At 60.3% G+C, this 23,978-nt stretch carries 22 protein-coding genes and 1 pseudogene; 15 read left to right on the top strand and 8 right to left on the bottom strand.

Going from position 1 to position 23,978, the window contains the following annotated elements:
• The first annotated feature begins 27 nt into the window (after positions 1 to 27).
• Positions 28 to 954: a bifunctional 5,10-methylenetetrahydrofolate dehydrogenase/5,10-methenyltetrahydrofolate cyclohydrolase gene (locus tag PSH88_RS13965; RefSeq protein WP_305426836.1), complete on the top strand. Its 927-nt coding sequence runs from the start codon at positions 28 to 30 to the stop codon at positions 952 to 954.
• A 178-nt stretch (positions 955 to 1,132) separates the two neighbouring features.
• On the opposite strand, the gene PSH88_RS13960 is transcribed toward PSH88_RS13965, so the two are convergent.
• On the bottom strand, positions 1,133 to 1,651 hold the full coding sequence (locus PSH88_RS13960; protein WP_305426835.1) for an SgcJ/EcaC family oxidoreductase: 519 nt from the start codon (positions 1,649 to 1,651) through the stop codon (positions 1,133 to 1,135).
• Between the two features lie 170 nt (positions 1,652 to 1,821).
• On the opposite strand from PSH88_RS13960, the gene PSH88_RS13955 reads away from it, so the two are divergent.
• The 4 genes from PSH88_RS13955 to PSH88_RS13940 are packed head-to-tail and all read left to right on the top strand — an operon-like array spanning position 1,822 to position 6,441.
• Complete coding sequence (locus PSH88_RS13955; protein WP_305426834.1) at positions 1,822 to 3,006, top strand: sensor histidine kinase; 1,185 nt, start codon at positions 1,822 to 1,824, stop codon at positions 3,004 to 3,006.
• Positions 3,003 to 3,656, top strand: a complete 654-nt coding sequence (locus PSH88_RS13950) for a response regulator (RefSeq protein ID WP_305426833.1) — start codon at positions 3,003 to 3,005, stop codon at positions 3,654 to 3,656. The genes PSH88_RS13955 and PSH88_RS13950 overlap by 4 nt, the downstream gene beginning before the upstream one ends.
• On the top strand, positions 3,653 to 5,980 hold the full coding sequence (locus PSH88_RS13945; protein WP_305426832.1) for an ATP-binding protein: 2,328 nt from the start codon (positions 3,653 to 3,655) through the stop codon (positions 5,978 to 5,980). Before PSH88_RS13950 ends, PSH88_RS13945 begins: the two co-directional genes overlap by 4 nt.
• Positions 5,977 to 6,441, top strand: coding sequence for a response regulator (locus tag PSH88_RS13940; protein WP_305426831.1), 465 nt, complete (start codon positions 5,977 to 5,979; stop codon positions 6,439 to 6,441). Before PSH88_RS13945 ends, PSH88_RS13940 begins: the two co-directional genes overlap by 4 nt.
• On the opposite strand, the gene PSH88_RS13935 is transcribed toward PSH88_RS13940, so the two are convergent.
• Complete coding sequence (locus PSH88_RS13935; protein ID WP_305426830.1) at positions 6,418 to 7,335, bottom strand: alpha/beta fold hydrolase; 918 nt, start codon at positions 7,333 to 7,335, stop codon at positions 6,418 to 6,420. The genes PSH88_RS13940 and PSH88_RS13935 overlap by 24 nt on opposite strands.
• Before the next feature lie 304 nt (positions 7,336 to 7,639).
• Between PSH88_RS13935 and PSH88_RS13930 the strand changes: the two genes are divergently transcribed.
• The 3 genes and pseudogenes from PSH88_RS13930 (at position 7,640) to PSH88_RS13920 (ending at position 10,924) form a co-directional block, all read left to right on the top strand.
• Positions 7,640 to 8,320, top strand: a complete 681-nt coding sequence (locus tag PSH88_RS13930; protein ID WP_305426829.1) for a glutathione S-transferase family protein — start codon at positions 7,640 to 7,642, stop codon at positions 8,318 to 8,320.
• Positions 8,321 to 8,436: 116 nt separating this feature from the next.
• Positions 8,437 to 8,592 (top strand): annotated as a pseudogene (locus tag PSH88_RS13925) (LysR family transcriptional regulator); the annotation flags it as partial.
• Positions 8,593 to 8,728: 136 nt separating this feature from the next.
• On the top strand, positions 8,729 to 10,924 hold the full coding sequence (locus tag PSH88_RS13920; protein WP_305426828.1) for a TonB-dependent siderophore receptor: 2,196 nt from the start codon (positions 8,729 to 8,731) through the stop codon (positions 10,922 to 10,924).
• A gap of 38 nt (positions 10,925 to 10,962) precedes the next feature.
• Here PSH88_RS13920 and PSH88_RS13915 read toward each other — a convergent pair whose 3' ends face one another.
• Positions 10,963 to 11,292: a hypothetical protein gene (locus tag PSH88_RS13915; protein WP_305426827.1), complete on the bottom strand. Its 330-nt coding sequence runs from the start codon at positions 11,290 to 11,292 to the stop codon at positions 10,963 to 10,965.
• A 236-nt stretch (positions 11,293 to 11,528) separates the two neighbouring features.
• Here PSH88_RS13915 and PSH88_RS13910 point away from each other — a divergent pair, with 236 nt between their 5' ends.
• The gene (locus PSH88_RS13910) at positions 11,529 to 12,860 is read left to right on the top strand and encodes a homospermidine synthase (protein WP_305426826.1); all 1,332 of its coding nucleotides are present in this window, start codon (positions 11,529 to 11,531) and stop codon (positions 12,858 to 12,860) included.
• 36 nt (positions 12,861 to 12,896) lie between these two features.
• Here the strand turns inward: PSH88_RS13910 and PSH88_RS13905 are convergent, their stop codons facing one another.
• The 4 genes from PSH88_RS13905 to PSH88_RS13890 form a co-directional block, all read right to left on the bottom strand.
• Positions 12,897 to 13,601 (bottom strand): phosphoribosyltransferase, encoded by a 705-nt coding sequence (locus tag PSH88_RS13905; RefSeq protein WP_305426825.1) that lies wholly within the window; start codon positions 13,599 to 13,601, stop codon positions 12,897 to 12,899.
• Positions 13,602 to 13,683: 82 nt separating this feature from the next.
• The gene (locus PSH88_RS13900; protein ID WP_305426824.1) at positions 13,684 to 14,571 is read right to left on the bottom strand and encodes a universal stress protein; all 888 of its coding nucleotides are present in this window, start codon (positions 14,569 to 14,571) and stop codon (positions 13,684 to 13,686) included.
• 174 nt (positions 14,572 to 14,745) lie between these two features.
• Positions 14,746 to 15,564: an alpha/beta fold hydrolase gene (locus PSH88_RS13895; protein ID WP_305426991.1), complete on the bottom strand. Its 819-nt coding sequence runs from the start codon at positions 15,562 to 15,564 to the stop codon at positions 14,746 to 14,748.
• Between the two features lie 253 nt (positions 15,565 to 15,817).
• Positions 15,818 to 16,711 carry a LysR family transcriptional regulator gene (locus tag PSH88_RS13890; RefSeq protein WP_305483555.1) on the bottom strand — a complete coding sequence of 298 codons (894 nt, stop codon included), beginning with the start codon at positions 16,709 to 16,711 and terminating at the stop codon, positions 15,818 to 15,820.
• A 105-nt stretch (positions 16,712 to 16,816) separates the two neighbouring features.
• Here PSH88_RS13890 and PSH88_RS13885 point away from each other — a divergent pair, with 105 nt between their 5' ends.
• The 6 genes from PSH88_RS13885 (at position 16,817) to PSH88_RS13860 (ending at position 21,691) form a co-directional block, all read left to right on the top strand.
• Positions 16,817 to 17,482 (top strand): RraA family protein, encoded by a 666-nt coding sequence (locus tag PSH88_RS13885; RefSeq protein WP_305426823.1) that lies wholly within the window; start codon positions 16,817 to 16,819, stop codon positions 17,480 to 17,482.
• Positions 17,482 to 18,144: an RraA family protein gene (locus tag PSH88_RS13880; protein WP_305426822.1), complete on the top strand. Its 663-nt coding sequence runs from the start codon at positions 17,482 to 17,484 to the stop codon at positions 18,142 to 18,144. The genes PSH88_RS13885 and PSH88_RS13880 overlap by 1 nt, the downstream gene beginning before the upstream one ends.
• Entirely contained in the window at positions 18,144 to 18,782 is a 639-nt protein-coding gene (locus PSH88_RS13875) for an RraA family protein (protein ID WP_305426821.1), read from the top strand. The genes PSH88_RS13880 and PSH88_RS13875 overlap by 1 nt, the downstream gene beginning before the upstream one ends.
• Positions 18,779 to 19,993, top strand: coding sequence for a pyridoxal phosphate-dependent aminotransferase (locus PSH88_RS13870; RefSeq protein ID WP_305426820.1), 1,215 nt, complete (start codon positions 18,779 to 18,781; stop codon positions 19,991 to 19,993). Before PSH88_RS13875 ends, PSH88_RS13870 begins: the two co-directional genes overlap by 4 nt.
• Before the next feature lie 240 nt (positions 19,994 to 20,233).
• Positions 20,234 to 21,457, top strand: coding sequence for a DUF3422 domain-containing protein (locus tag PSH88_RS13865; protein ID WP_305426819.1), 1,224 nt, complete (start codon positions 20,234 to 20,236; stop codon positions 21,455 to 21,457).
• 39 nt (positions 21,458 to 21,496) lie between these two features.
• Positions 21,497 to 21,691, top strand: a complete 195-nt coding sequence (locus PSH88_RS13860; protein ID WP_305426818.1) for a hypothetical protein — start codon at positions 21,497 to 21,499, stop codon at positions 21,689 to 21,691.
• On the opposite strand, the gene PSH88_RS13855 is transcribed toward PSH88_RS13860, so the two are convergent.
• Complete coding sequence (locus PSH88_RS13855) at positions 21,669 to 23,756, bottom strand: TonB-dependent siderophore receptor (RefSeq protein WP_305426990.1); 2,088 nt, start codon at positions 23,754 to 23,756, stop codon at positions 21,669 to 21,671. The genes PSH88_RS13860 and PSH88_RS13855 overlap by 23 nt on opposite strands.
• Positions 23,757 to 23,978: the final 222 nt, after the last annotated feature.

Raw genomic sequence — 23,978 nt, 5'->3', positions numbered from 1 at the left:
CATTCAATCAAGACAACGGTGACTCTTTTGACCAGCAGCACCCCTGCATTTGCCCGCGATATCGACGGCAAAGCCATCTCTGCCAAGGTCCTCGACGAGGTCCGGGAAGAAGTTCTGGCACTCGCCGGCCAACAGATTTACCCCGCCCTGGCGGTCCTGTTGGTCGGCGACGACCCGGCCAGCCACGTTTATGTGCGCAATAAACTGCTGCGCGCCAAGGAAGTCGGCATCCGCTCCCTTGAATACCGTCTGCCGGAAACCGCCAGCCAGGCTCAGGTACTGGAACTGATTGCACAACTCAATGCCGATCCCGCGGTGAACGGCATCCTTGTGCAACTACCCCTGCCGGCCTCTATCAATGAGCAGGCGGTGATTCATGCCATCGACCCGATCAAGGACGTTGACGGTTTTCATCGGGAAAACGTCGGCGGGCTGGTGCAAGGCTTCGAGGTTCTGACCCCGTGCACGCCCAGCGGCTGCATGCGCCTGCTGCGCGAGACCTGCGGTGATGACTTGAGCGGCTTGCACGCGGTGGTCATCGGCCGTTCGAACATTGTCGGCAAACCGATGGCGACCTTGCTGTTACAGGCCAACTGTTCGGTCAGCGTGGTGCACTCGCGCAGCGTCGATGCCCCGGCGTTGTGCCGGTTGGCGGATATCGTGGTCGCGGCGGTGGGCCGGCCAGAGTTGATCGACGCCAGTTGGCTGAAGCCCGGCGCGGTGGTGATCGATGTCGGTATCAACCGCATCGCCAGCGAGTCTGGCAACCGTCTGGTGGGCGACGTCAATTACGCCAGCGCCCGCACCGTCGCCCGTGCGATCACCCCGGTGCCCGGCGGCGTCGGGCCGATGACCATTGCCTATCTGCTGAAAAACACCCTGATCGCCAGCCAGTTGCAACGCACGGCGCTGGCCCGCGGGCAGCAGTCTGTGGACGACTTGGCGTTGAACTGAGCACAACGCACGGTCAGTTAAGGCACGGAACCTGTGGGAGCGGGCTCGCCCGCGATGAGGGCGAGTCAGTCGATATCAATGTTGACTGATACACCGCTATCGCGGGCAAGCCCGCTCCCACAGGGATTGTGCTCAACTGACTGATATTGGGCTGTGTCAGTCGGGCGTCGAAACCTGTTTATTTCCCGGCGTGCAGCACCTGCGCTTGCGGCATCGCCGAAGAGTGGTGGTTGAGAATCTTCCACTGACCGCCCACTTGTTCATAGACAAAGGTGTAACGCGCCTGCACCTGACGGGTCTTGCCATCGGCTTCGGTCAGGAAAAAGGTGTAGACGCCGCTGTCCATGGCCACGTTGGCGCCCAATGGGCGGATCTCACGGTAGTTGATCTGCCCCACCGGCTTGAGCGCCATGAAGTGATCGAAGTAGTCCTTGATCTGCGCCGGGGTGGTGCGCACCTTATTGGAAACCGTCGGCTGCAGCACGGCGTTCGGCGCGTACAGGTCGACCACGCTCTGAACATTGCCGCTCTTCAACGCGCTATTCCATTGATCAAACAATGCGGCAATTTCACGATCCTTCACGTTAGCTGGCTGTTCGGCCACGCTGCTGTAAACGTAAGGCACTGCTTCTAACGCTTGGGCCAACGGGGCGGTCAGGGCGAACAACAGGGCGATGGTTGAGGTCTTGAATTTCATTGCGCTATTCCAATGGTGGTCGATGAGCACACTGTGCCGCTCGAAACGCCGCCCGCCATCGGCCAACCGGAGCCATTTGCCTATGCCATTCGGCAGATAGCGCCCTGCCCCGTTAACAAGGTTTAATGACGCCCCTGCCCGAACGGGCGTGCCTGCGCCGGAACCCGCCCATGCAACCCCCTGATCATGACCCCCGTAGCGCCCTGGCCATTCGCACCCAGTATCGACAATCGCAAAGTCGCGCGGCGCGGCTGCGACTGCTGGTGGATACCGGCCAGGAACTGACGCAATTGGCCCCCGAAGCCATGCGCCAACGCGTGCTGCAACGGGCTTGCGCCTTCCTCGCGATGGATCACGCGCTACTGCTGGAATGGGACGTGGATGTGCAGGTCAGGACCACCGCCAGTCACGGCAACCGTGATCGGTTACGCAGCCTCGAACACCTCGCCGATACCGCGATGCGCACTCCGCAATGGCAGGAGCAGCCGAGCGCGATCCTGCCTAATGTGCTGCGGGTGCCTTTGCGCGGTGGCGATGGCGCGGCCTTCGGTGCGTTGGTGCTGGCCAACAGCGTCAGCATCAGTGCACCGGACACCGAGGACATCGAATCCCTGCAATTGCTCGCCACATTGCTGGCCGCACACCTGGAAAACCAGCGGTTACTGGATGCCCTGGTCGCGCGTGAACGCACTATGTCCGATCTGGTGCATCGACTGTTCAGGGCACAGGAAGACGAACGCAAACGCATGGCTTACGACCTGCACGACGGCTTGGCACAAACCCTCGCCGGGCTGCATCAGCGCCTGCAAGGTTTTGCCGGTCGCTGCCCGCCACTGCCCGAGGAACTCGGCGCGGACTTACAAACGATTCTTGCACTGGCCCAACACTGCGTCGGTGAAGGCCGGCAACTGATCAGCGGCCTGCGCCCGACGGTACTCGACGACTTTGGCTTGCTGAAGGCGGTCGACAAAGAAGCAGATCGCCTGCGCGACGCCGGGATCAAAGTGAACTGGAGCACGCGTTGCGAAGCGCGCTTACCCAGTCAGGTTGAAATAGCCCTGTTCCGAATTGCCCAGGAAGGCATCAACAACGTTCTCAAACATGCGCAGGCCAGCCACGTCGTCCTGACGCTGGAACTGCACGAAGGGCAAGCCTCGCTACAGGTGGACGATAACGGCAAAGGTTTTGCCATGGAGCAACGACTCGACACCTGCGGCGCCCGCCACCTCGGGCTCGCCGCGATGCAGGAACGCGCGAGCCTGCTGGGCGGTGATTTCACTTGCGTCAGCCATGCGCACGGCGGAACACAACTGCGCGCCACAGTCCCCTCCGACCTCAATGGAACAGCTCAATGACTGAAGTTCTACGTCTGGTTCTGGCGGACGATCATGAAGTCACCCGAACCGGCTTCGTCGCGCTGCTGGCGGGCCATCCGCAATTCGAAGTGGTCGGCCAGGCCCGCGATGGCCAGGAAGCGGTGGACGCGTGCGAGCGCCTGCTGCCCGATATCGTCATCCTCGACATTCGCATGCCGGTGCTCAACGGGTTGGGCGCGGCTCGAATTCTTCAGCAGCGCCTGCCGGCCTTGAAAGTGGTGATCTTCACCATGGACGACAGCCCGGATCACCTGGAAGCGGCGATGAATGCCGGCGCCGTGGGCTACCTGCTCAAAGACGCCAGCCGTGATGAGGTGATTAACGCCCTGCAACGCGTCGCTGCGGGTGAGGAAGCCCTCAATAGCGCGGTCAGCGCCCGCCTGCTGCGACGCATGACCGAGCGCAACGCCAGTGGCGCCGCGCCAGCCGAAACCTTGACCGCCCGCGAACGCCAGGTCCTCGGGCTGGTGGCCAGCGGTTGCAGCAACCGTGAAATCGGCGAAAACCTCGGCATCACCAAAGGCACGGCCAAAGCCCACGTGGAACGGGTCATCGGCAAACTTGGCGCCGCCGACCGAACCCAGGCCGCCGTCCGTGGCATTGCCCTGGGTCTGGTGACCCAGTCATGAAAGTATCAAGCGCCCGACGCTGGGCCGATCTGCCGTTACGTGGCAAAGCCCTGGTGGTGATTTCCCTGCCGTTAGTGATCCTGTTGCTCTCGCTGGTGCTGATCTACATCACCGAGCGCCAGACCGCACGCGCCGAAGAGGACGTACGCCGTGTGCTGCTGGTGCAAGGCGATATTCAGGCCGTACACACCCTGCTCGCCGAGGCTGCCGCCAGTGTGCGCGGTTATCTGCTGACGCGCCGCGAGGATTTCCTGCCGGGTTATCGGCAAGCCAAGCCCTTGATCGAATCAGCCCTGCGCCGGCTCGACAGCAACGTTCGTGATGAGCGAGTTCGCAAACATCTGGCGGTTATCACGCCACTGATCGATACCAAGGTCGAGGGCCTGGTTGAACTGCTCGACGATCGCAGCGCCACACCCGAGTCGATCACCACGATCCTGATCAATAACAAGCACATCCTCGACGAATTGCGTGAACGCATCAGCGCCATGCGCACCCTTGAAGACACGCTGCTGGCCGAGCGCACCGCAGCGGCCGCCTCGACTCGCCAGCGTTTGTTGTTCTCTACCTTGCTGGCCGCGGCCTGCGGGCTGTTTGGCGCCATCGTGGCGGTGTTGTTTCTGTCCAAAGGCATCGTCGCCCGAGTCAAACAGGTCCAGGGCAACGCACAACGGCTGGCACTCGGTCAGCCGTTGTTACCGCAACCGCCAGAGAACGATGAGATTGGTCAGTTGGGCACTCGCCTGGTCGAGGCCGGGCTGTTATTGGCCGAACGTGAACGGGCGTTACGCGATAACGAAGAGCGCCTGCGCCTGATCATCGACGGAGTGAAGGACTACGGTATTTTCGCCCTCGACACACAGGGCTTCGTCACGAGTTGGAATGCGGGCGCCGAACGGATCAAGGGCTACACGGAACAGGAGATCGTCGGCCAGCATTTCTCGGTGTTTTATCTGTCGCAAGAATGCCCGCAGCATCCCGACATGGCGCTGCGCGAGGCCACTCGCGACGGTCATTACATGGAAGAGGCGTGGCGTTGTCGCAAGGATGGCAGCCGCTTCTGGGCCAGCGTAGTAATTACCGCGCAATACGACAGCAGTGGCGCCCTGCGCGGATTTTCCAAGATCACCCGCGACATCAGCGATCGCCGGGTGGCCGAGATAGCACTGAGCACCGCCCGCGAAGAAGCCGAACGCGCCAGCCGCGCCAAAAGCGAATTCCTGTCGCGCATGAGCCACGAACTGCGTACGCCGCTCAACTCCATTCTTGGCTTCGCACAACTGCTGGACATGGACTCGTCCAAAGGGCAGCGGGCGCAGATCGGTCACATCCTGCGGGCCGGACAACACCTGCTGACCCTGATCAACGAAGTGCTGGACATTGCCAAGATCGAAGCCGGGCGCCTGCCGCTGAATGTTGAAGCCGTGCCCTTGGCGGTGGTGCTGCAAGAAGCTCTGACGCTGGTTTCCCCCATGGCCTGCGACGCCGGCATTCAGTTGGTTGAACTGCCGATGCTGGCCGCCGACAGCGGGATCGTCGCCGATCGGCAACGCCTGGTTCAGGTGCTGCTGAACTTGTTATCCAACGCGATCAAATACAACCGGCCCCAGGGCCAGGTGCACATCGAAGTCAGGATTATTCAACAGCGAATTGCCGTATCGGTCTGCGATACCGGCAAGGGCATTGCGGCCGATCGACTGGAGCAACTGTTCAAGCCGTTCGAGCGCCTGGAGACCGATCCGAACGTGGAAGGCACCGGCCTGGGCCTGGCCTTGAGCAAGAGTCTGCTGGAAATGATGAACGGCAGCCTGACCGTCAAAAGCCAGCCCGGCGCAGGCTCCAGTTTCACCCTGGAACTGCCCTTCGTGCGCCTGCAGCCAGTCACCGAGCCACCTGCTGTACGAATCAGCCACCCAACGATCACGGCCGCCCTCACCGCCCCCGATTATCAGGGCAAAGTGCTGTGCATCGAAGACAATCTCTCGAGCCTGGCCCTGATCGAAACCCTGTTGCAACGACGACCGCACATCCAATTGCTCTCAAGCATGCAGGGGCAAATGGGTCTGGATTTGGCCCGTCAACATGCGCCGCAGCTGATTCTGCTGGACGTGGCCCTGCCGGATCTGGATGGTTTCAATGTGCTGCAACGCTTGCGCCAGTCTTCCATCACCCGTGCCATTCCAGTGCTGATGATCACCGCCGATGCCAGCGACCTCACTCATCTGGCATTGCTGGAAGCGGGTGCGACAGCGGTGCTGACCAAGCCGATTCACATCCCTTCATTCCTTGCCCATCTTGACCAGCATTTACCGGAGCCCGTGTGAACACCGACCTGCGCATTCTGATCATCGACGACCAGCGGCCCAACCTCGATTTGATGGAGCAGTTGCTTGTCCGCGAAGGGCTGTCCAACGTACTGAGCAGCACCCAGCCGCTGCGAACGCTGGACCTGTTCAACAGCTTCGAGCCTGACCTGGTGATTCTCGACCTGCACATGCCGGAGTTCGACGGCTTTGCCGTACTGGAACAACTCAACCGGCGCATCCCGGCTGGCGAATACCTGCCGATTCTCGTGCTCACCGCCGACGCCACCCGCGATACTCGACTGCGCGCGCTGGCCTTGGGCGCCAAAGACTTCATCAGCAAGCCATTGGATGCTCTGGAAACCATGCTGCGGGTCTGGAACCTTCTTGAAACCCGCGCGCTGTATAAAGCCCTGCGCACCCTGGTCTCGGCAGATCAGATCGAGTTGCTACGTCAGTTAAAGCCGCACCCAGTTAGCTGACTGAAGGGGCGGAATCACGGACGCTTTGCCACTGAATGTCAGATCACGGGGCTGGCTCGGTATTTTGGCGACCGGCTGCAAAAAGCCCAGCAAGGCCTGCTGGGTGTCAGCCCAGGCCGTCGGGTGTTCCATGTCGAGGAAGTGCCCGGCGTTCTTGATGGTCTGAAACTGAGCGTGACGGGAGTGAGTGGCAAAAAGACGGGCGTCTTCCACCGAGGTGTACTCATCCCGTTCGCCGTTGATAAACAGCAGCGGGACTTCGATGGCATCGGCACAGGAAACGTAGCAGTGAGTGTCCTGGGTCAGCACCTCATTGACGTGAAAATGCATCTGCCGATATTCGTGTTCGTCCAGGCTGCTGACATGGCGCTCATTGAAACGCTTGAACAGCGACGGAAGATGTTTGCCAATAGTGCTGTTGATCAAGCGCCCGACATTGCGCCGGTCGCATGCCTGGAGGAAATGTCGACCGCTCTCCAGATAATCGCGCATCGGCGTGTTGATTCGCGCGGCGAATGAACTGATCACTGCCTTTTCGATTCGTGGCGGCTGCTGCGCCAGCGCCAGCAAGGTCGCCGCCCCGCCCCAGGAAAAGGACATCACATGCTGTGCGCGAAAGTGCTCGATCAACTCCAACAGGATTGCAGCCTCGTCTTCCTTGCGGATCGGTTGGTCATGCTGGTTGTGTTGTTTCGATTGACCGGCGTAGGGCTGATCGTAGAGGACTACGTTGAAGCGTGGCCGCAGGTAGCGCACCGTTTGGGCAAAAGATGCGGTCGTTGCCAGCGAGCCATTGACCAGAATAATGGTCTTGTCGGCGGTGGCGTTGAGATAATGCTCGGTATAAACCTTGTACTTCTTACCAATCTCGACGATCGCAGTTTTCAGCATCATGTCATTCTCTTCCTTGAACAAATTGGATCAACACACAGCGTGAATGACTATCCGGCTTCCTCCGGGCAAGCCTGACAGCAAGAACCAGCGACAACGGTACAAGGGCGCTGAGATGAACGCCATGACCAACAAGTCACAAACCGACCAGTGGCTCAGTTAAGCAGGGATTTCCCCATGTGCAAGTACGCACGCTTGAAAGTGGCGGCCCTGACGCATCGCCAACATCCGCCTATGCTTGATCATTGACCCCACCTTCATCAGTTCCAGGGCTCTCGCTCCCTCACGTCCAATGAGGAGTTGAAAGATGTCGCTGACGCTTTACTACCATCCACTGGCGTCGTTCTGTCACAAAGTACTCATCGCGCTCTACGAAAACGGCACCGAATTCGAGAGAAGAATCATCGATCTCGGGGACGCTGCCGACCGCGCAGAACTTCAGGCATTGTGGCCAATCGGAAAGTTCCCGATTATTCGCGACCCTGTTCACCAGCGGAATTTGCCGGAGTCCAGCATCATCATCGAGTACCTGGATCGACTGTATCCAGGCACGCACAGGCTGGTTCCAGACGATTGGGAGAACGCGCTGGAGGTCCGGTTATGGGATCGTTTCTTCGACCATTATGTACAAGCGCCGATGCAACAGATTGTCAGTGATCGACTACACGCGACCAACGGTGATTTGACCAGGGAGCGGTCTACGCTGGAAACGGCGTACGGCATGCTCGAGCGCCGGATGGCGTCCAGAATCTGGGTGGCCAGCCCGGCGTTCAGCATGGCCGATTGCGCTGCGGCTCCGGCACTTTTCTATGCCAGGACGCTGGTGCCGTTCCCCGACGACTACGGCCACTTGAACGCCTATTTCGACAGGTTGGTACAGAGGTCGTCATTTCAGCGGGTGATCGACGAAGCCAGGCCGTGGTTTTCGTTCTACCCGTTTGCGGAGGCCATCGAGCAACGGTTTCGTGAGGCGCCGGACAATGCATGACCAGCAATTGGTCGTAACGCGATCCGCAGCAACTGCCAGAGCCAGCTGCTGCAAGGAGTGCGTTGCGGCTGAAATGAATTAACTGCGTTTGTGCAGTTCGGCCATGCGAATCGAGGTCTCATCGGCTGGCCAGCGCCGAAACCGTGTCCGTCAAAGACCTGGATGCACAACCCTTCCTCATGTACTCCCATGCAGCTTACCCGCCGTTCAACGAACCACTGACCGGCATGCTCCGCTCGGCCCGCGTCGCCCCGGAATATGTGCGGGGGTTGTGAGAACCCCGTAGAGGCAATCGTCGCGATGACACTTTCATTTCATGATCGCTCCTCTTGTATGATGCGCCGCTTCAAGCGTGAGCCGCAGGCTAAGACTCGCCAAACCCAGGCCCGCAGTCGTCGAGGATTTTTCATGAATAGGCTTTACCGGACCTCCCGCCAGGGAGTGGCCGCCCCGCGGTTCGCGCTCAAGCCCCTGAGCCTGGGCCTCGGCCTGCTGCTGTCCAGCGCCGCGCCTTCGGCCTGGGCCACCGCGACCGAACTGCCGGCGGTGGCCGTCACCGGCGAAGACGCCTCCGGTTATCAGGCCGACAGCGCTTCGGTCGGTGGTTTCGAGGCGGCGCCATTGCTTGATACGCCAGCCTCGATTTCGGTGGTCAATGAAGCCTTGATCAAGGATCAGCAGGCTCGCCTGCTCAGCGAAGTCCTGCGCAACGACGCCTCGGTGGGTGAAAGCTACGCGCCGGTCGGTTACTACGAAAACTTCGTCGTGCGTGGTTTCTCCCTTAACTCCGCCAGCAGCTACAAGATCAACGGCCGCACCATCACCGGCGAGCAGAACGTCGGGCTGGAAAACAAGCAGCAAGTGGAGTTGCTCAAAGGCCTTTCCGGTCTGCAAAGCGGTGTCAGCGAGCCCGGTGGTCTGGTCAACTACGTGACCAAGCGGCCTGCCGATGTGCGTTCGGTCACCGTCGCCACTGATGATCGAGGCACTGGTTACCTGGCCACCGACGTCGGTGGCTGGTTCGGCAGCGAGCAGCAGTTCGGCCTGCGCGCCAACCTGGCCCACGAAGACCTGCATTCCTACGTCGAACACACCAATGGCCAGCGCGATTTCGCCTCGTTGGCCTTCGACTGGAACATCAGCCCCGATGCACTGCTGCAACTGGATGTCGAGTACCAGACCAAAGAACAGCGTTCGGCACCGGGTTATCAATTGCTCGGCGGTTCCAGCCTGCCGCACCACGCCTCGCCGAAAAAACTCCTGGCACACCAGAGCGGTTCGAAGCCGGTCACCACCGATGCGCTGAACCTCAACGGCAACTTCGAATACCGCTTCAGCGACCAGTGGAAAGGCAGCCTCAGCGCCTCGCGCAGCCGGGTGGTGATCGATGACTACAGCTCGTTCGCCTGGGGCTGCTATGGCTCCGTCAGTTGCGCCAGCGCGGCGGTGCCAAATTACTTCAGCCCCGAGGGTGACTACGACATTTACGATTTCCGCAGCCCCGACGATACCCGCCGCAACGACGAAGTGCAGGCTGTCCTGAGCGGCCGCTTCGAAACCGGCGGCCTGGGCCACGAACTGAGCGTCGGGACCAGCGCGTTCCGCCGCGTGGTGGACAAACGTGATGCCATCAATCAGATGATCGGCAGTGCCAACATCAACAGCGAGCCGGCTGATTTTGCTCGCTACGAGGGACCGCTCAACGATTCCTACCGACGCCTGGACAGCCGTCAGTACGGGCTGTTCTTCAATGACTGGATCAGCTTCAACGAGCAATGGCAGGCAGTGCTCGGCGGGCGCGAAGTGCGCCTGGATGAAGAGACCTTCGACAGCCAGGGCGACACCACCCGGCACACCCAACGCTATGAGTTCCTGCCCCAGGCCGCGCTGATCTACAAACCGGTGCAAAACCTGTCGCTGTACACCCGCTACAGCAAGGGCCTGTCCCTGGGCGGCGAAGCGGCGTGGTTCACCACCAATGCCTATGAAATCCTCGCCCCCACCGTATCGCGACAAATCGAGGCCGGGGTCAAATACGACTGGCAGCGCATCAGCCTGGCCGCGGCGCTGTTCCAGATCCGTCAGGCCTACCAGTACTCGCGACCGAATGACGACGGCACGTTCACGTTCACCCAACAGGGCGAACAGAAGAACACCGGGCTCGAGCTCTCGGCCAATGGCTGGGCCAGCCAGCGCCTGCAGCTTTCTGCCAGTGTCGCGGCGATTCGCGCGCGGGTCACCGACAGCGGCACGCCAGCTTATGAAGGCCACCAGGCAATCAACGTACCGACCCTGCGCGCCAACCTTTACGGCGACTATGCCCTGCCCTGGTTCGACGGCCTGGCTCTGCTCGGCGGAGTGCAGTACAGCGCCAGCAAGTACGCCAACCGCCAAGGTGAAGTGCAGACCGGTGCCTATGCCATTTTCAACATCGGCAGCCGCTACAGCACTCGCATCGACGGTTACGACACCGTGTTCCGCCTGACCGTGGACAACCTGTTCGATAAACGCTACTGGCGTGACGCCGGTGAATACATGGGCGATGGCTACGTGTTCCAGGGCGCCCCACTGACCGCCCGGCTGAGCGCCTCGATCAACTTCTGACCGTGCGCCCCGACCGTTTCAGTTGAGGAGCCCACTCCCTAGCGTCGGGCCAACTCATGCCGGATGCATTGCTCGTAATACGTTTGCTTGATACCAGCAGGCTTGAGACGCGAGGGACTGTTATAGGTTTGTTCGGTAATGCCCATGGCCGTCATGCGCATCCACGGCCGGGGGAATTTTTGCGATTGCAGTTTCTTGCGTGCCCCGTAAAGCGTGAATCCGGAAAGCTTCGCCGCTTGTGCGTCTGCGGCTATATCCGAGCCCCAACTGCAGACGAAACGACTGTTTTTGCTCAGGTCCTTTGCCTGAGCCTCAAGCGAGAGAGTCACCAGGGCAAACGTTGCAGCCATCCATACCAAAGTCCGCATATCGCCAATGCCTAACCTTCTGAAAAGAAAGCAAGTTTGACAACGAAACGGAAGCCGGGGGGCCAGCAGTTCGCCTCATTCTCAGTTGTTTTTTTGGTCTCGATCGGCACAGCAGAGTCTCCTTGACGACGTCCGAAACTTTTTTGAGCTTTAACTGAGCCTTGCAGTCTCTAGTTTAAGAGCGTCTATCGACAGCTCATTGGGGCTGTATCGGCAAAGGCGTACTCCCGCTGCTGTTGCGCCATCTTGAGCTTGAGCCGCAGCGACTGTTGATCCTCAGCCCCGATGAAGATGGACGCTTGCTCGCGCAGGAATTCGGCGTCTCCCACCAAGCCGAGCAACTGGACCAGAGCAATTACGAGGCGGTGCTCGACCCTCTTTTGAGCGCTGGCGATTTCCTGCTCAACCTCTCGGTGGGGGTATCGAGCCTGTCCCTGATTCAGTTCGCCCAGCGTAAAGGCGTGCTGTATCTGGACACCTGTATCGAGCCGTGGGAAGGCGGTTATGTCGACCCCGACAAATCCCTGTCCGAAAGATCCAACTATGCGTTGAGGGAAGCGGCGCTTCAGCTTCGGGCTGAAAGCGCGCAAGGTCTGCCCACCGCCATGTTGACCCACGGTGCCAATCCGGGGCTGGTGTCTCACCTGGTCAAACAGGCACTGATCAACCTCGCTGAAGATTTGGGCGACACAACGCCCCTGCCAGCGACTCGCGAAGAATGGGCGCAACTGGCCAGCCGACTGAATATCCGCTGCATCCACATCGCCGAACGCGATTCGCAGTATTCATCGCAGCACAAAATCGCCGATGAGTTCGTCAACACCTGGTCAGTGGACGGCTTCATCAGTGAAGGCAGCCAACCGACGGAGTTGGGTTGGGGCAGCCATGAGAAAGCACTTCCCGAGGATGGCTATTACCACGCCTTCGGGTGCCAGTGCGGGATCTATCTGCAACGCCCCGGCGCCTCCACGCGGGTTCGAACCTGGACACCCTCGACGGGGCCAACCCATGGGCTGCTCGTGACCCACAACGAAGCCCTGTCGATTGCCAACTACCTGACCCTTGGCCAGGGAAGGCAGCCGACTTACCGGCCGACCGTCCACTACGCCTATCGGCCCTGTGACGATGCCCTGCTCTCGGTGCATGAACTCGCCGAGCGCAACTGGAAACCCCAGAGCGGCGAGCGCCTGCTCGATGATGAAATCCTCGACGGCAGTGACGAACTCGGCGTGCTGCTGATGGGGCATGCCAGAAACAGTTATTGGTATGGCTCGCGCTTATCGATCCAGCAAGCCCGGGCTCTATGCCCCTATAACAGCGCCACCAGCCTGCAAGTGACGGCGGGAGTGCTGGCCGGCGTGATCTGGGCGATTCGCAATCCTCAACACGGCATCGTCGAACCGGATGAATTGCCGTTCAGGGAGATTCTGCAGATCTGCATGCCCTACCTGGGCAATGTAGAAGGCATTTATTCCGACTGGACGCCCCTTACCGGACGTCACTCACTGATGCCCGAGCAGACCGATGAATCCGATCCGTGGCAATTCGTGAACGTCAGGATTACTTGAAGGCCTGACGTGGTTTATTCCACGCCAGGCAACGGCTCAAATACCGGAACCGTTCTGAAATGAGTCGCCCGTGCCAGACTCTCTTTGCCACGCCCGATGCAGCAGATCGATGACTTCTTCGTCCGATGTCTGCGAAAAATCCGTGTACCAATGGCCGATCGAAATCAGCCAATCGGGGATCAGCGGGCAAATCAGCTCGTCCACTTCGTCGCGCAGCGCCTCTGCCGTCTCAAGGGGGGCCACCGGCACGGCAACGACGATGCGAGAAGGCGCTTGCAGGCGCACGGCCTGTATCGCCGCCATCATCGTAGCCCCTGTCGCCAGGCCGTCATCGATCAGAATCACCACCTGATCCTTCAGCGCCAAAGGTGCGCGCGATGCCCGGTATGCCCGCTCGCGACGCAACAATTCCTGCGTTTCCTTTGCAACCACGCCATCGAGCGTACGTTGATCAATACCGTTAGCTCGCAGCGCATCTTCATTGACGATTTGTATGCCGCCACTGGCAATCGCGCCCATGGCGAACTCCTGATGGGACGGTACTCCCAACTTGCGCACCAGCATCAGGTCCAGGCGAACCTCCAGGGCCGTGGCCACTTCATAGGCGACCGGAACGCCGCCACGGGGCAAGGCGAGGACGATGACGTCGGCTCTTTTAGCGTATTTAAGCAACGGTTCCACCAGGCTTCGGCCGGCATCTACCCGGTCAAGCAAGATGGTTTGCAATGAAGGACTGGTCATTTGAAAACCTCCCTGGGGCGGAAGCCCCAAAAATCGGGCGTTCGTTTGACGGCGACCATCATTCCGATTGGGGAGCCTGCCACTAGACCGCCAGAATGCTGCAAGGCACCTGATACAGAATATGTTCGGTCGTGCTGCCAAGCAGTCGTTCCAGACCACGGTATTGGGTTCTGCCCACCACGACCACATCCATCTGATGCTGGTGGGCGAATTCGCTCAGCACCGAGACAGGGTGCCCCATGATGAAATGCCGACAGTCAGAGGGCACACCGAACCGAGCGGCCAATTTGAGAAAAGACTTTTCCAGGTCGCTGCGCAACTCCCTGGTAAGCTCCGCGAGCGTCAGACCGCCGCCCATGTCCGCCAGAAACGCTGCCGAAATGTCACAGGCGTACAGCAGATGCAACTCGGCATTGCACTGCAGCGCAAGGCCCGACGCCTGCAAGATGATCCGGTCATTGAGTTCACTGTTCGAAGGCTCGGTGTCTGATACGTCAACCGCGGCCACCACCTTCTGCGGCAAGGCGTGACCTTCGCCGCCCACCATGTAAACCGGTACCGGACAATGGCGCAACAAACGCCAATCCAGCGGCGTGAAGAACGCGCGCTTGAGCACGGGTTCATGCTGCACTTGCTTGATCAACAGATCGGGCTGCATTTGCGTGACGTGGTCAAGGATGTCCTGGCGCATGTTGTCAGCCCATGCGACTTCGGTTGTCACCTCGATCCCCCGGCCTTGCATCTTTACCGCCTGCTCATCGAGCCAGTCGCGGTGCTCCTGCAGGTAACTCGCCCGAGCCATTTTGCGGTCGCCCTCTTCGAGCAGCGACAGAATGTCCAACGAGGGGATCAGGCCGGCAATGTGCAAGCTGGCCCCGCTGGCCTTGGCCAGGGCAGCGCCATGGTTGATCGCAGGCGAATGGCGCAGCAGCGGGTTGATGATCAGTAATAACCGTTGATACTGGCTCATGATCTGACTCCAGACAGATGGATCCTCGACGCCGGCTCGAGAATCCAGCATCAGGCCCAGACTCCGCCCTTAACGCCTCTTAGGTCTTGATTTATATCAACTCCTTGAATGAGGCATCGCAGGGGCCACTTGAAAAGAATAGTTCACAACGGTGCCGTGCAACTCGTGCCGGAGTCATCGCCGATGGCCGTTCGCCTGAAAATCGGCGATCTGCTGCCACATCGCGATCGGGTTGGAGTACATGGGGAAATGCCCGCAGTGAGAAATCGGCGCCAACCGCACGCCTTGGGCCTGGATATGCGGCAGATAGGACAATGAAGCGTTCTGCTCGCCGTACATGAACATGCGTGGGCATGGCAGGCCGAGGAACTTGTCCATCAAGTCGGCGTTGTCGGAAAGATCGACCATCGACTCGAAGATCCCGCGCACCGCTGCGGCACGAACCTTGTGCCGCAAGCTTGCGGAATAAAGCGCACTGGCATAAGCCGGCGCGTCCCGGGCGCGTTCGATGAAGGCGGCGAAAAACACCTCGGGATCGTCCGCCGGGTAATCGACGATCTGCCGGCTGAGGAAACAGTCCTCCGGGGCGACATTGCCCTCGATGTCGACGAAGCTGAGCACACGGTCCGGGCATTGATGAGCCAGCATCAGTGCGGTCAGTCCGCCCATGGAATGGCCGACCAGATGAAACCGTTCGATACCGAAATGCTCCAGCATCTGCAACGCGGTCTTCAGCAGAAAAGGGATGGAAATCCGCGAAAGGTCACTGCACTGGCTCTCCCCGCAACCCGGTGCGTCATAAGCGACGAAAGGATGACCGGCGAATGCGGCGTGCTGCACGATGTCGGCATAGTCTTCCTTGGTCGAGCCAAACCCATGCAGGAACACAATCGGCGCCAGGACACCGTCGCGATGAAGGGTGGCGATGTTCAGCTGGACGCCCTCCACCGTCAGAGGGATGTGCGCTTGGGTGAAGGTTTCGGGTATGGACACGTGATGGATTCCTTGAGCGAAAAGGTGACCGCCGGTCCGCAAATGCTGTTCACTGTGGCGAGCGAGCTTGCTCGCGCCGGGCTGCGTAGCGGCCCCGGAAATCTGACAAACATTGCCTGTTTTTGTGAGTGCTGCGCACTCAAGCGGGAGCAAGCTCCCTCGCCACAGGTTTGCGCCGGCAGGCCGTCAATTTCGCGGGGATCGGGCCGTCTGTAAATTCCTGATTCGGGAATACCGTCATAGGTCAAACCTATCAAACTGTTTTTTGGAGCCGGGCAACCACCTCCTCCACCAGTGGGTTGGGCCGATCGGCATTCCAGGCCACCGCAGTCGTCACCACATTGAGCGGCTGGCTCAGTGGTCGCAGCACCACATTATCGGGGGCCAGTTTTTTCAGCGACGCCGGCACCAGGGCGATGCCTTGCCCACAACTGACGAAAGCGATTTGCGAAGCGACGGAGCGCACTTCATGCAATACGCGCGGGGAAAAACCACTGGCGCGGCAGGTCGCGATCAGGTTGTCGAAGTACACCGGGCTGACCTTTCGGGAAAACATCACCAAGGGCTCGGTGGCCAGGCTCGACAGGCTGATGCGCTTGCGTGCAGCCAATGGATGATCAATGGGCAGGGCCACGACCAGGCGATCCTCGGTCAGCGGCAGCGACTTGATCGAGGCCCCCAGATCACCGTCCAGACGGGCGAAGGCCAGGTCGATGTCCCCGGCTTCCAGCGCAGGCACGGCTTCGACGCTGTCGATTTCCCGCACAGACACGGTGAGGTGCGGGTATTCGATCTTCAGTTGCTCGATCAACCCGGGCAACACATCGAACATCGCCGTGGAAATCGCACCGACGGTCAACATCCCCGACTGCCCCGCCACCGCCTCTTCCACGGCCAGTTCCAGACGCTCCAGTTGCTCAGCGAATTTGCGCACCGCGGGCAGGATCGCCGCGCCCACCGGAGTCAGCTTCGCCCCGCGCCGCGAGCGGTCGAACAGCTTGACCTTGAGCGCTTGCTCCAACACCTGAATCTGCTCGCTCAGCGGCGGCTGGGACATCCCCAGGCGCTTGGCGGCGCGGCCGAAATTCTGTTCCTCGGCAACAGCCAGGAACAACCAGAGGTGACGAATCAGACGGAAATTGATCATGGCTAATCCATAGGTTTAACGTATGTAATGCTTCTGTTATTAGTAATATACCTATCAAATTGTCTCGCTGACACTGGGCGCCTCCGTCACCACTGGGGCTTTCCCATGATCAATAAGAGTTTGCTGGATCGCTTGGCGGCGCTGGACACCAACACGGTTTCCGACGCACTCGACTTCCTCGGCCTGCCGGGCGCCACCGTGGGGCTACGCCCGCTGTGGAACTGCCCGAAGATCGTCGGCCGTGCCAGTACCGTATTGCTGGCGCCCAAGTCCGACAATGTACCGACCGTGCACCTGATTACCCCGGTGGTTGAACAGATCGACGGTGACGATCGTGTGCTGGTGATCGCCGGCGGCATCGAAGGTATTTCCTGCTGGGGCGACATCCTCGCCAATGCCGCGGCCGGCAAGCAGGTGCGTGGCACGGTGATCGACGGTTTCAGCCGCGACATCGACGGCAGCGAAGCGATTGGCTACCCGGTTTATGGCCGTGGGGTCACCATGATCAGTGCGCGCAATCGGGTGGTGCAGATCGATGCGGCGGTGACGGTCAAGGTGGCCGGTGTCGACGTCAGCGAGGATGACTATGTCATTGCCGATACCTGCGGAACCGTGTTCGTCCCCCAAACCTATATCGAAAAGGTCATCGATCTCGGCGAGCGCATCGCCCGCCGCCAGGACGGCATGGTCGAGGCCGTGCGCAGCGGCCGCTCGGTGGCCGAGGTGATGCACGACACCCAATTCGAAGCGATCCGCGTGGAGCATGCCTGATGAATCTTGAAGACAAAGAACTGGTCGCCTTGTTTGAAGGCCTCGACACTCCTGGCGTCTCCGATGCTCTGGACAAACTCGGCCTGCCCGGGCAATGCCTCGGCGTGGCACCGCTGGACAATTACGGCAAGGTCATCGTCGGACCGGCGTTCACCGTGCAGTACGTCTCGGCCAGCGTTCCTCCGGGTACGGTGGGCGACTTCATCGAAGACGTCGCTCCCGGCGACGTAGTGGTCATCGACAACGGCGGCCGCACCGACTGCACCGTTTGGGGCGACATCATGACCCAGTACGCGGGCACCCGACAGATCGCCGCCACGGTCATCGACGGGGTGTGCCGTGATGTGAACAAAGCGCTGGGCGATGGCTATCCGATGTTCAGCAAAGGTCGCTACATGCGCACTGGCAAAGACCGCGTGCAAGTGCAGTCGGTCAACCAGCCAGTGTCCATCGGCACGGCGCGGGTTTGCTCCCGTGACATCGTGGTCGCCGACGCCAACGGCGTGGTGATCGTGCCTCGCGCCCGTGCCGCTGAAGTGGCGGCGTGTGCCCGTCAGATCGAATCGGTCGAAGCCGACATTCGTGCCCTGATCACTCAAGGCAAAACCCTTAAAGAAGCCCGGGCCGCCCTGGGTTACCACAACCTGCAGAGGAAAGTCTGATGACCACGCTCCCCTTCCCCCTGGATTTTCGCGCGCGGGCAAAAGTACTGGGCAGCTCGACACTGTATGAAGCGTCTCACCTGCCCTGCGCAGTCGACAGCGCGATCCGGCCGATCTGGGACGGCGCCTTTATCGCTGCCCCCGCCTACCCGCTGGAGTGTTCGCCGGGCGACAACCTCGCCCTGCATCTGGCGATGGAACGCGTACCCCGTGGCAGCGTACTGGTGGTGGGCACGGGTGGCTTTATCGCCGGTTATTGGGGCGAGGTGCTCACCGTGGCGGCCGAAGCGGCTGGCGTGGTCGGTCTGGTGATCGATGGTGGCGTACGCGATATCGCGGCGTTGAAGAAACGCCAGTTCCCGGTATTTGCCCGTGGCATCTCGGTCAAAGGCACGGTCAAGGCTAGCGCACCCTCGGTGGGACAACCGTTCAATTTCAATGGTGCTTTCGTGGCGCCGGGCGATCTGGTGGTGGCTGACGATGACGGTGTGATCATCATCCCCAAGGCCGATGCGGCACGCACCCTCGCAGAAGGCGAAGCGCGCGCGAACAAGGAAGCCCAGATGATGCAGGCGCTGACCGAAGGCCGCTCCACGCTGGAACTGATGAACCTGACCGACTGGAGAACCCGGGCATGAGCACCGACATTCAGCGCCTGAACCAACGTTTGGCCAGCGCACAGCCCTCGGCGACTTATCGGATCATGGATCGGGTGGCGGAGCGCCGGGCGAAAGGGGCGAAGATCATTTCGCTGTGTGCCGGCGAGCCCGATTTCGACACCCCAAAACATGTGCGTGAGGCAGCCATTCACGCCATCGAGCATGGCCACACCCGCTACACCCAGGTCGCCGGCGTGCGCTCATTGCGAGAAGCGGTGGCGGCCAAGTTCCGCCGCGAGAATGGCCTGGATGTGAGCTGGCAAGACACGCTGGTTTGTAACGGTGGCAAACAAGTGATCAACAACGCCCTGGCCGCGACCCTCAACGAGGGCGATCAGGTCATTGTGCCGGCGCCGTACTGGGTCAGTTACCCGGAAATGGTGCAACTGTGCGGCGGTGAGGCGCGGATCGTCACGTGCGATGCCGGTACCGGTTTCAAGCTGACGCCCGCGGCACTGGCCGCCGCGCTCACACCACAGACCCGTTGGTTGATCCTCAACTCACCGTCCAATCCGACCGGCGCGGTGTACAGCGAGGTGGAACTTCGTGCCTTGGCGGCTGTGCTGCTGGATCATCCCCACGTGCTGATTCTGGCCGATGACATCTATGAACACCTGATCTTCGACGATCAAGCGTTCCACACCCTGGCCCAGGTGGAGCCACGTCTGGCACCGCGCACCCTGACCATGAACGGTGTCTCGAAGGCCTACGCCATGACCGGCTGGCGCATCGGTTTTGCCACCGGGCCGCGATGGTTGCTGGAGGCCATGGAAAAGCTGCAGGGTCAGCAGACCTCGGGCGCGAGTTCTGTCTCGCAACAAGCCGCACTCGCCGCGCTGGAGGGGCCGAAAGACTTCATTCGCGCAAGCCGCGCCGCTTTCCAGGGCCGTCGCGATTTGATGGTGGCGCTGCTGAACGACACGCCGGGACTGGAATGCGTGAGCCCGGCGGGGGCGTTCTACGCGTTCGCCTCCTGTGCGGGACTGATCGGCCGCACCTCGCCCGCCGGTCGAATGCTGCACACCGACGAAGATGTCGCCCATGCGCTGCTCGACGAAGCGGATGTAGCGGTGGTGCATGGCAGTGCGTTCGGCCTTGGCCCCTACATTCGCATTGCCTATGCGCTGGACGACGCGTCATTGCGCCAGGCCTGCGAAGCCATTCGTGCGTTTTGTGTAGCGTTGCGTTAAGGAGTACGTGAACACAGTCAGTTGAACGCAATCCTTGTGGGAGCGGGCTTGCCCGCGAAGGCGGAGTATCAGGCAACATTAATGTCGTCTGACACGCCCTCATCGCGGGCAAGCCCGCTCCCACAGGTTCTGTGGTTGGCTGACCGGCATTGGGCAAGGGCAATCGCCAGGTTTTGTTTGTGACTCGGGTATTCATCACCCAGTCCCAAGAACAAACAACTCCAACATGGCCCAAACAGCATGCATCCGCAAAGACTGATCCTGCACAACGAGTTGCACGCGCGCCCTTCTCTGTATTTCGACGAGCCCGCCCACGTGTTTCATCTGGCGTTTCTGGCGAATGACGGCCAATGCGACACCCTGCTGAGTCGCTGCTGCCCCGGCCCGGTCGATCCGGATGCGGCCCAGGGCATCACCGAACTGGAGGGCCATGCCTTGAAGTGGGAGCGGCACGCGGAGTTCCTGACGCTGACGCTGGTGGTGCCCTCCTCCAGTCACGAGCCCTGCTGGAGCCCGCCCCCCAAAGCCTTGATGGACCGGGTCGAGCCCTTCATGCAGCACGTGATCAACGCTGTGCAGATTGTGGTGCGCACTGATACGTCCTTTTCTGGCGATTTGTCTGTTTATGGTTTCAAAGATCCTAGCGGCTCTTGCATAGGTGGAGGCGATGCGACGGTCTGGAGCGATTTTCGCCTGAGCCCCGACGGCACCAACCGTTTCCTGTTCATTAACAAACGCCTGAATGCATATCGGCTGGGACGGATGATCCGCCGCCTGCTGGAAATCGAAACCTACCGAATGATGGCTTCGCTTTCACTCATCACCGCGAAAGCCTTGAGCACTCAGCTAAACGTCTTCGACAAGACCCTGGTAAACCTCTCGGAACGTAATGCCGGCCCTGATACCGGAAATGCCAAAGAGCTGCTGACCGACATTGCCAACCTGTCGGCGCAAGTGGTCAGCAGCAGCGCAAAAACCCGACACCGCTTCAGCGCCACCCAAGCCTATGCACAGCTGGTTTTCGAGCGGTTGAGCGAACTCCGGGAAAGCCACGTGGGTGATTGCCAGCGACTGGGTATTTTCATCGAAAGACGCTTTAAACCCACGGTCAGATACTGCGCGGTCACCGAACAACGCCTGGAGCAACTGGCCGAAAGCGTGGCCAACCTCGGGGACTTGTTGCAGGCCCGTGTCCAGGTCGAAATGGAAGAGCAGAACTCGGAAATCCTGAATAGCCTGAACGCCCGCGCCGATACTCAAATCAAAATCCAGCGCGCGGTCGAAGGCTTGTCGATTATCGCCATCACCTATTACTTGTTGAGCCTGTTCAAGCTGTTCTACTCGGGATTGCATGTCATGGGCGCGGACATTTCCGCGAGAGACGCCCTGCTGGCCATGACCCCGCTCGCGCTCTGCGTCCTGCTGTTTATTTTGATCAGGATCAGGAAAGCCAAAGAGCATTGACCCACCGTAAAGTGGGAACGCAGTCGTCGAGGAGTTTTCATGGATATGCGCAAGTACGCCAACCGCCAGGGTGAAGTGCAGACCGGCGCCTATGCCATCTTCAACATCGGCAGCCGCTACAGCACGCGCATCGACGGTTACGACACGATGACCGCCGCCCCGTTCCGCCGGCTACACGGACAGAACGGGGCAGCGCGTCAAGGCAGTGCGATCAGAACGTCACACTGGCGCTGAGGCGTGCCGTGCGCGGTTCGCCGACATTGACCTGCAGCTGGCTGCCGGTGGAGGACGGGTAGTACTGTTTGTCGAACAGGTTGTCGACATTGAATTGCAGCGAAGTCTTGTACCCGAACACCGGCGATTCCCAACGCACGAAGGCATCGGCCACGGTATAGCTGCTCAGCCAGAAATCGTTGGCGTTGTTCGCCGCACGCTCGCCGACGTAACGCGCGCCAGCACCGGCATGCCAGGCCCCAAATTCCGCAGGGACGTTCAGGTGATGCGTGAGGTACAGGCTCGCGGTGTGCTTCGGCGCATTGGCGAGGCGGTGACCTTCGTCATCCGGATCGTCGAGGATTTCCGTGTGGGTGTAAGCGTAGGTGCCGATCAGGTCCCAGCGCTCGGCCACACGCCCGGTAATGTCCAGCTCCAGCCCCTGCGAACCGACCTTGCCCGCCGCCTCCGAGAGGCTGACGCCATTGACCGTCTGGCTGGTCACGACGTTTTTCTTGACGATGTCGAACAGCGCCAGGTTGATGTTCAGCCCCGGCAACGGATCGTACTTCGCACCGACCTCGTAGCTGCGGCCCTCCTCCGGATCGAAGGTGTGGCCGGCATCGTCGACTTCGGTATTGGGTTTGAACGAACGGCTGTAGTTACCGTACAGCGACAAGGTATCGGTGGCTTTGTAGACCAGGCCCAGAAACGGCACGAAGGCATCACCGTTATCGTCGCGGTTGACGGTGTAGCTTCTGCCGCGGCCTTGATCGCTGTACTGATCATAATGCTGCTGGCGACCGCCCAGGACCAGGATCCAGCGGTCATCGAGGTGCCAGTTATCCTTGAAGTACACCGAGCTGGAGGTCAGTTGGTTGCTCAGGTCGCTTTGGGTAGCGCTGACGAGACTGGGCTCGGCCAGACGACCATAAACCGGCGACGTGATGTCGAAACCAGACCGCGCGGTATTGCGGTAGGTTTTGCCACGGAATTGGTCGGACGCTTCGGTGTCCGCGCCGATCAGCAGGTCATGACGTTGGCCGAACAGTTCCTGCTGGCCGATGAAATCCCAACTGGCGTAACGGGTCTCATCATCGTAGTGAGCACCGTTGGCAGCACGTCGCAGATTATTGCCGGTCAACGAACTCGGCTGGGCAATCGAGAGGCTGTAGCGGTCGTTGTTCCACCCGTAGGTAACGCGGCTTTTCCAATCGTCACTCAGCTGATACTCGAAACGCGCGGTGGCCACTTCACGGATACCGACGCTTTTCGCCCAGCGTTCGTCGAGGCGCTTGTCGTAGTCGATGTCTGCCGGGTGACCGTTGGTGAACACCGTGCCGCGGTCGAAGGGATTGGAGTATTCGTTGTACTCGTAGCTCAGCGTCAAACTGGCGCGGTCGCCGGTCCAGGTCAGCGATGGCGCGACCAACGTGCTCTCATTCACGCCATAGTTGCGCCAGTAATCTTCATGGCCACGTTCAGCAATCAGGCGATAGGCCAGGCCCGTATCTCCCAACGGCCCGGTGGTATCCACCGCCAGGGTGCCGCCGCCTTCGCTATAAGCCGAGCCGCTCAGGGTTGTGCTCTGGGTGTATTCAGGCTTCTTGCTGATCACGTTGATCAGTCCGCCGGGCTCCAGCGCGCCGTACAGCATCGAGGCAGGCCCTTTGAGTACTTCGACGCGTTCCGTCGTGGCACTGAAGTTGTGCCCCAGATTGGAACGCACGCCATCGCGCAGGATCGAGCCGTCATCGTTGGTGCCAAAACCACGCTTGACCAGCGAGTCCCGGGAGCCGCCCAAGGTGTTGCCCTGGCTGACGCCGCTGACGAACTTCATGGCGTCGGCCAGCGAGCGCACCTGATAATCGTCCAGGGTCTGCTGGGTGACCACATTGATCGATTGCGCCTCTTCCTTGATCGGCACATTGCTTTTGCTCGCCGTGCTGGCTTGAGAAGTGGTGTAGCTCGTGTCTTGGCTGACGCGACTCGCCTGAATATCAGTGGTCGGCAGTTCGATCGCTTCCTGTGCCCACAATGGACTGGCAAACATAACGCAGGAGAGTGTTGGCAACGCGTGTTTCATGAAGACTTTGCGGCGGGCAAAGGGATGGGGATGGCTCAAGACGTCGCGCTCAATGAGTTAGTAGGAATGCTTCTCATTGTATGATGCGATGTATTTGCAGTAAATACGTTAACGGTCTTCAAGGGCATCGGCAGTAATGACCCCGCTACTGATCTCGCCCGCCCAGAGAGCTGTAAAACCATCAATGGATCCACTGCATCGTTAACAAACGGAATCAGTTTG

The organism is Pseudomonas wuhanensis, assembly GCF_030687395.1.
GTDB classification, from domain to species: domain Bacteria; phylum Pseudomonadota; class Gammaproteobacteria; order Pseudomonadales; family Pseudomonadaceae; genus Aquipseudomonas; species Aquipseudomonas wuhanensis.
The sequence above is the reverse complement of the archived record's forward strand: the minus strand, read 5'-3'. Positions and strand labels throughout refer to the sequence as shown.

Coding starts and splice junctions, on each gene's coding strand:
- PSH88_RS13960 (WP_305426835.1), bottom strand. CDS start 1,651: ATGAAATTCAAGACCTCAACCATCGCCCTGTTGTTCGCCCTGACCGCC.
- PSH88_RS13955 (WP_305426834.1), top strand. CDS start 1,822: ATGCAACCCCCTGATCATGACCCCCGTAGCGCCCTGGCCATTCGCACC.
- PSH88_RS13950 (WP_305426833.1), top strand. CDS start 3,003: ATGACTGAAGTTCTACGTCTGGTTCTGGCGGACGATCATGAAGTCACC.
- PSH88_RS13945 (WP_305426832.1), top strand. CDS start 3,653: ATGAAAGTATCAAGCGCCCGACGCTGGGCCGATCTGCCGTTACGTGGC.
- PSH88_RS13935 (WP_305426830.1), bottom strand. CDS start 7,335: ATGATGCTGAAAACTGCGATCGTCGAGATTGGTAAGAAGTACAAGGTT.
- PSH88_RS13930 (WP_305426829.1), top strand. CDS start 7,640: ATGTCGCTGACGCTTTACTACCATCCACTGGCGTCGTTCTGTCACAAA.
- PSH88_RS13920 (WP_305426828.1), top strand. CDS start 8,729: ATGAATAGGCTTTACCGGACCTCCCGCCAGGGAGTGGCCGCCCCGCGG.
- PSH88_RS13915 (WP_305426827.1), bottom strand. CDS start 11,292: ATGCGGACTTTGGTATGGATGGCTGCAACGTTTGCCCTGGTGACTCTC.
- PSH88_RS13905 (WP_305426825.1), bottom strand. CDS start 13,601: ATGACCAGTCCTTCATTGCAAACCATCTTGCTTGACCGGGTAGATGCC.
- PSH88_RS13900 (WP_305426824.1), bottom strand. CDS start 14,571: ATGAGCCAGTATCAACGGTTATTACTGATCATCAACCCGCTGCTGCGC.
- PSH88_RS13890 (WP_305483555.1), bottom strand. CDS start 16,711: ATGATCAATTTCCGTCTGATTCGTCACCTCTGGTTGTTCCTGGCTGTT.
- PSH88_RS13885 (WP_305426823.1), top strand. CDS start 16,817: ATGATCAATAAGAGTTTGCTGGATCGCTTGGCGGCGCTGGACACCAAC.
- PSH88_RS13880 (WP_305426822.1), top strand. CDS start 17,482: ATGAATCTTGAAGACAAAGAACTGGTCGCCTTGTTTGAAGGCCTCGAC.
- PSH88_RS13875 (WP_305426821.1), top strand. CDS start 18,144: ATGACCACGCTCCCCTTCCCCCTGGATTTTCGCGCGCGGGCAAAAGTA.
- PSH88_RS13870 (WP_305426820.1), top strand. CDS start 18,779: ATGAGCACCGACATTCAGCGCCTGAACCAACGTTTGGCCAGCGCACAG.
- PSH88_RS13865 (WP_305426819.1), top strand. CDS start 20,234: ATGCATCCGCAAAGACTGATCCTGCACAACGAGTTGCACGCGCGCCCT.
- PSH88_RS13860 (WP_305426818.1), top strand. CDS start 21,497: ATGGATATGCGCAAGTACGCCAACCGCCAGGGTGAAGTGCAGACCGGC.
- PSH88_RS13855 (WP_305426990.1), bottom strand. CDS start 23,756: ATGAAACACGCGTTGCCAACACTCTCCTGCGTTATGTTTGCCAGTCCA.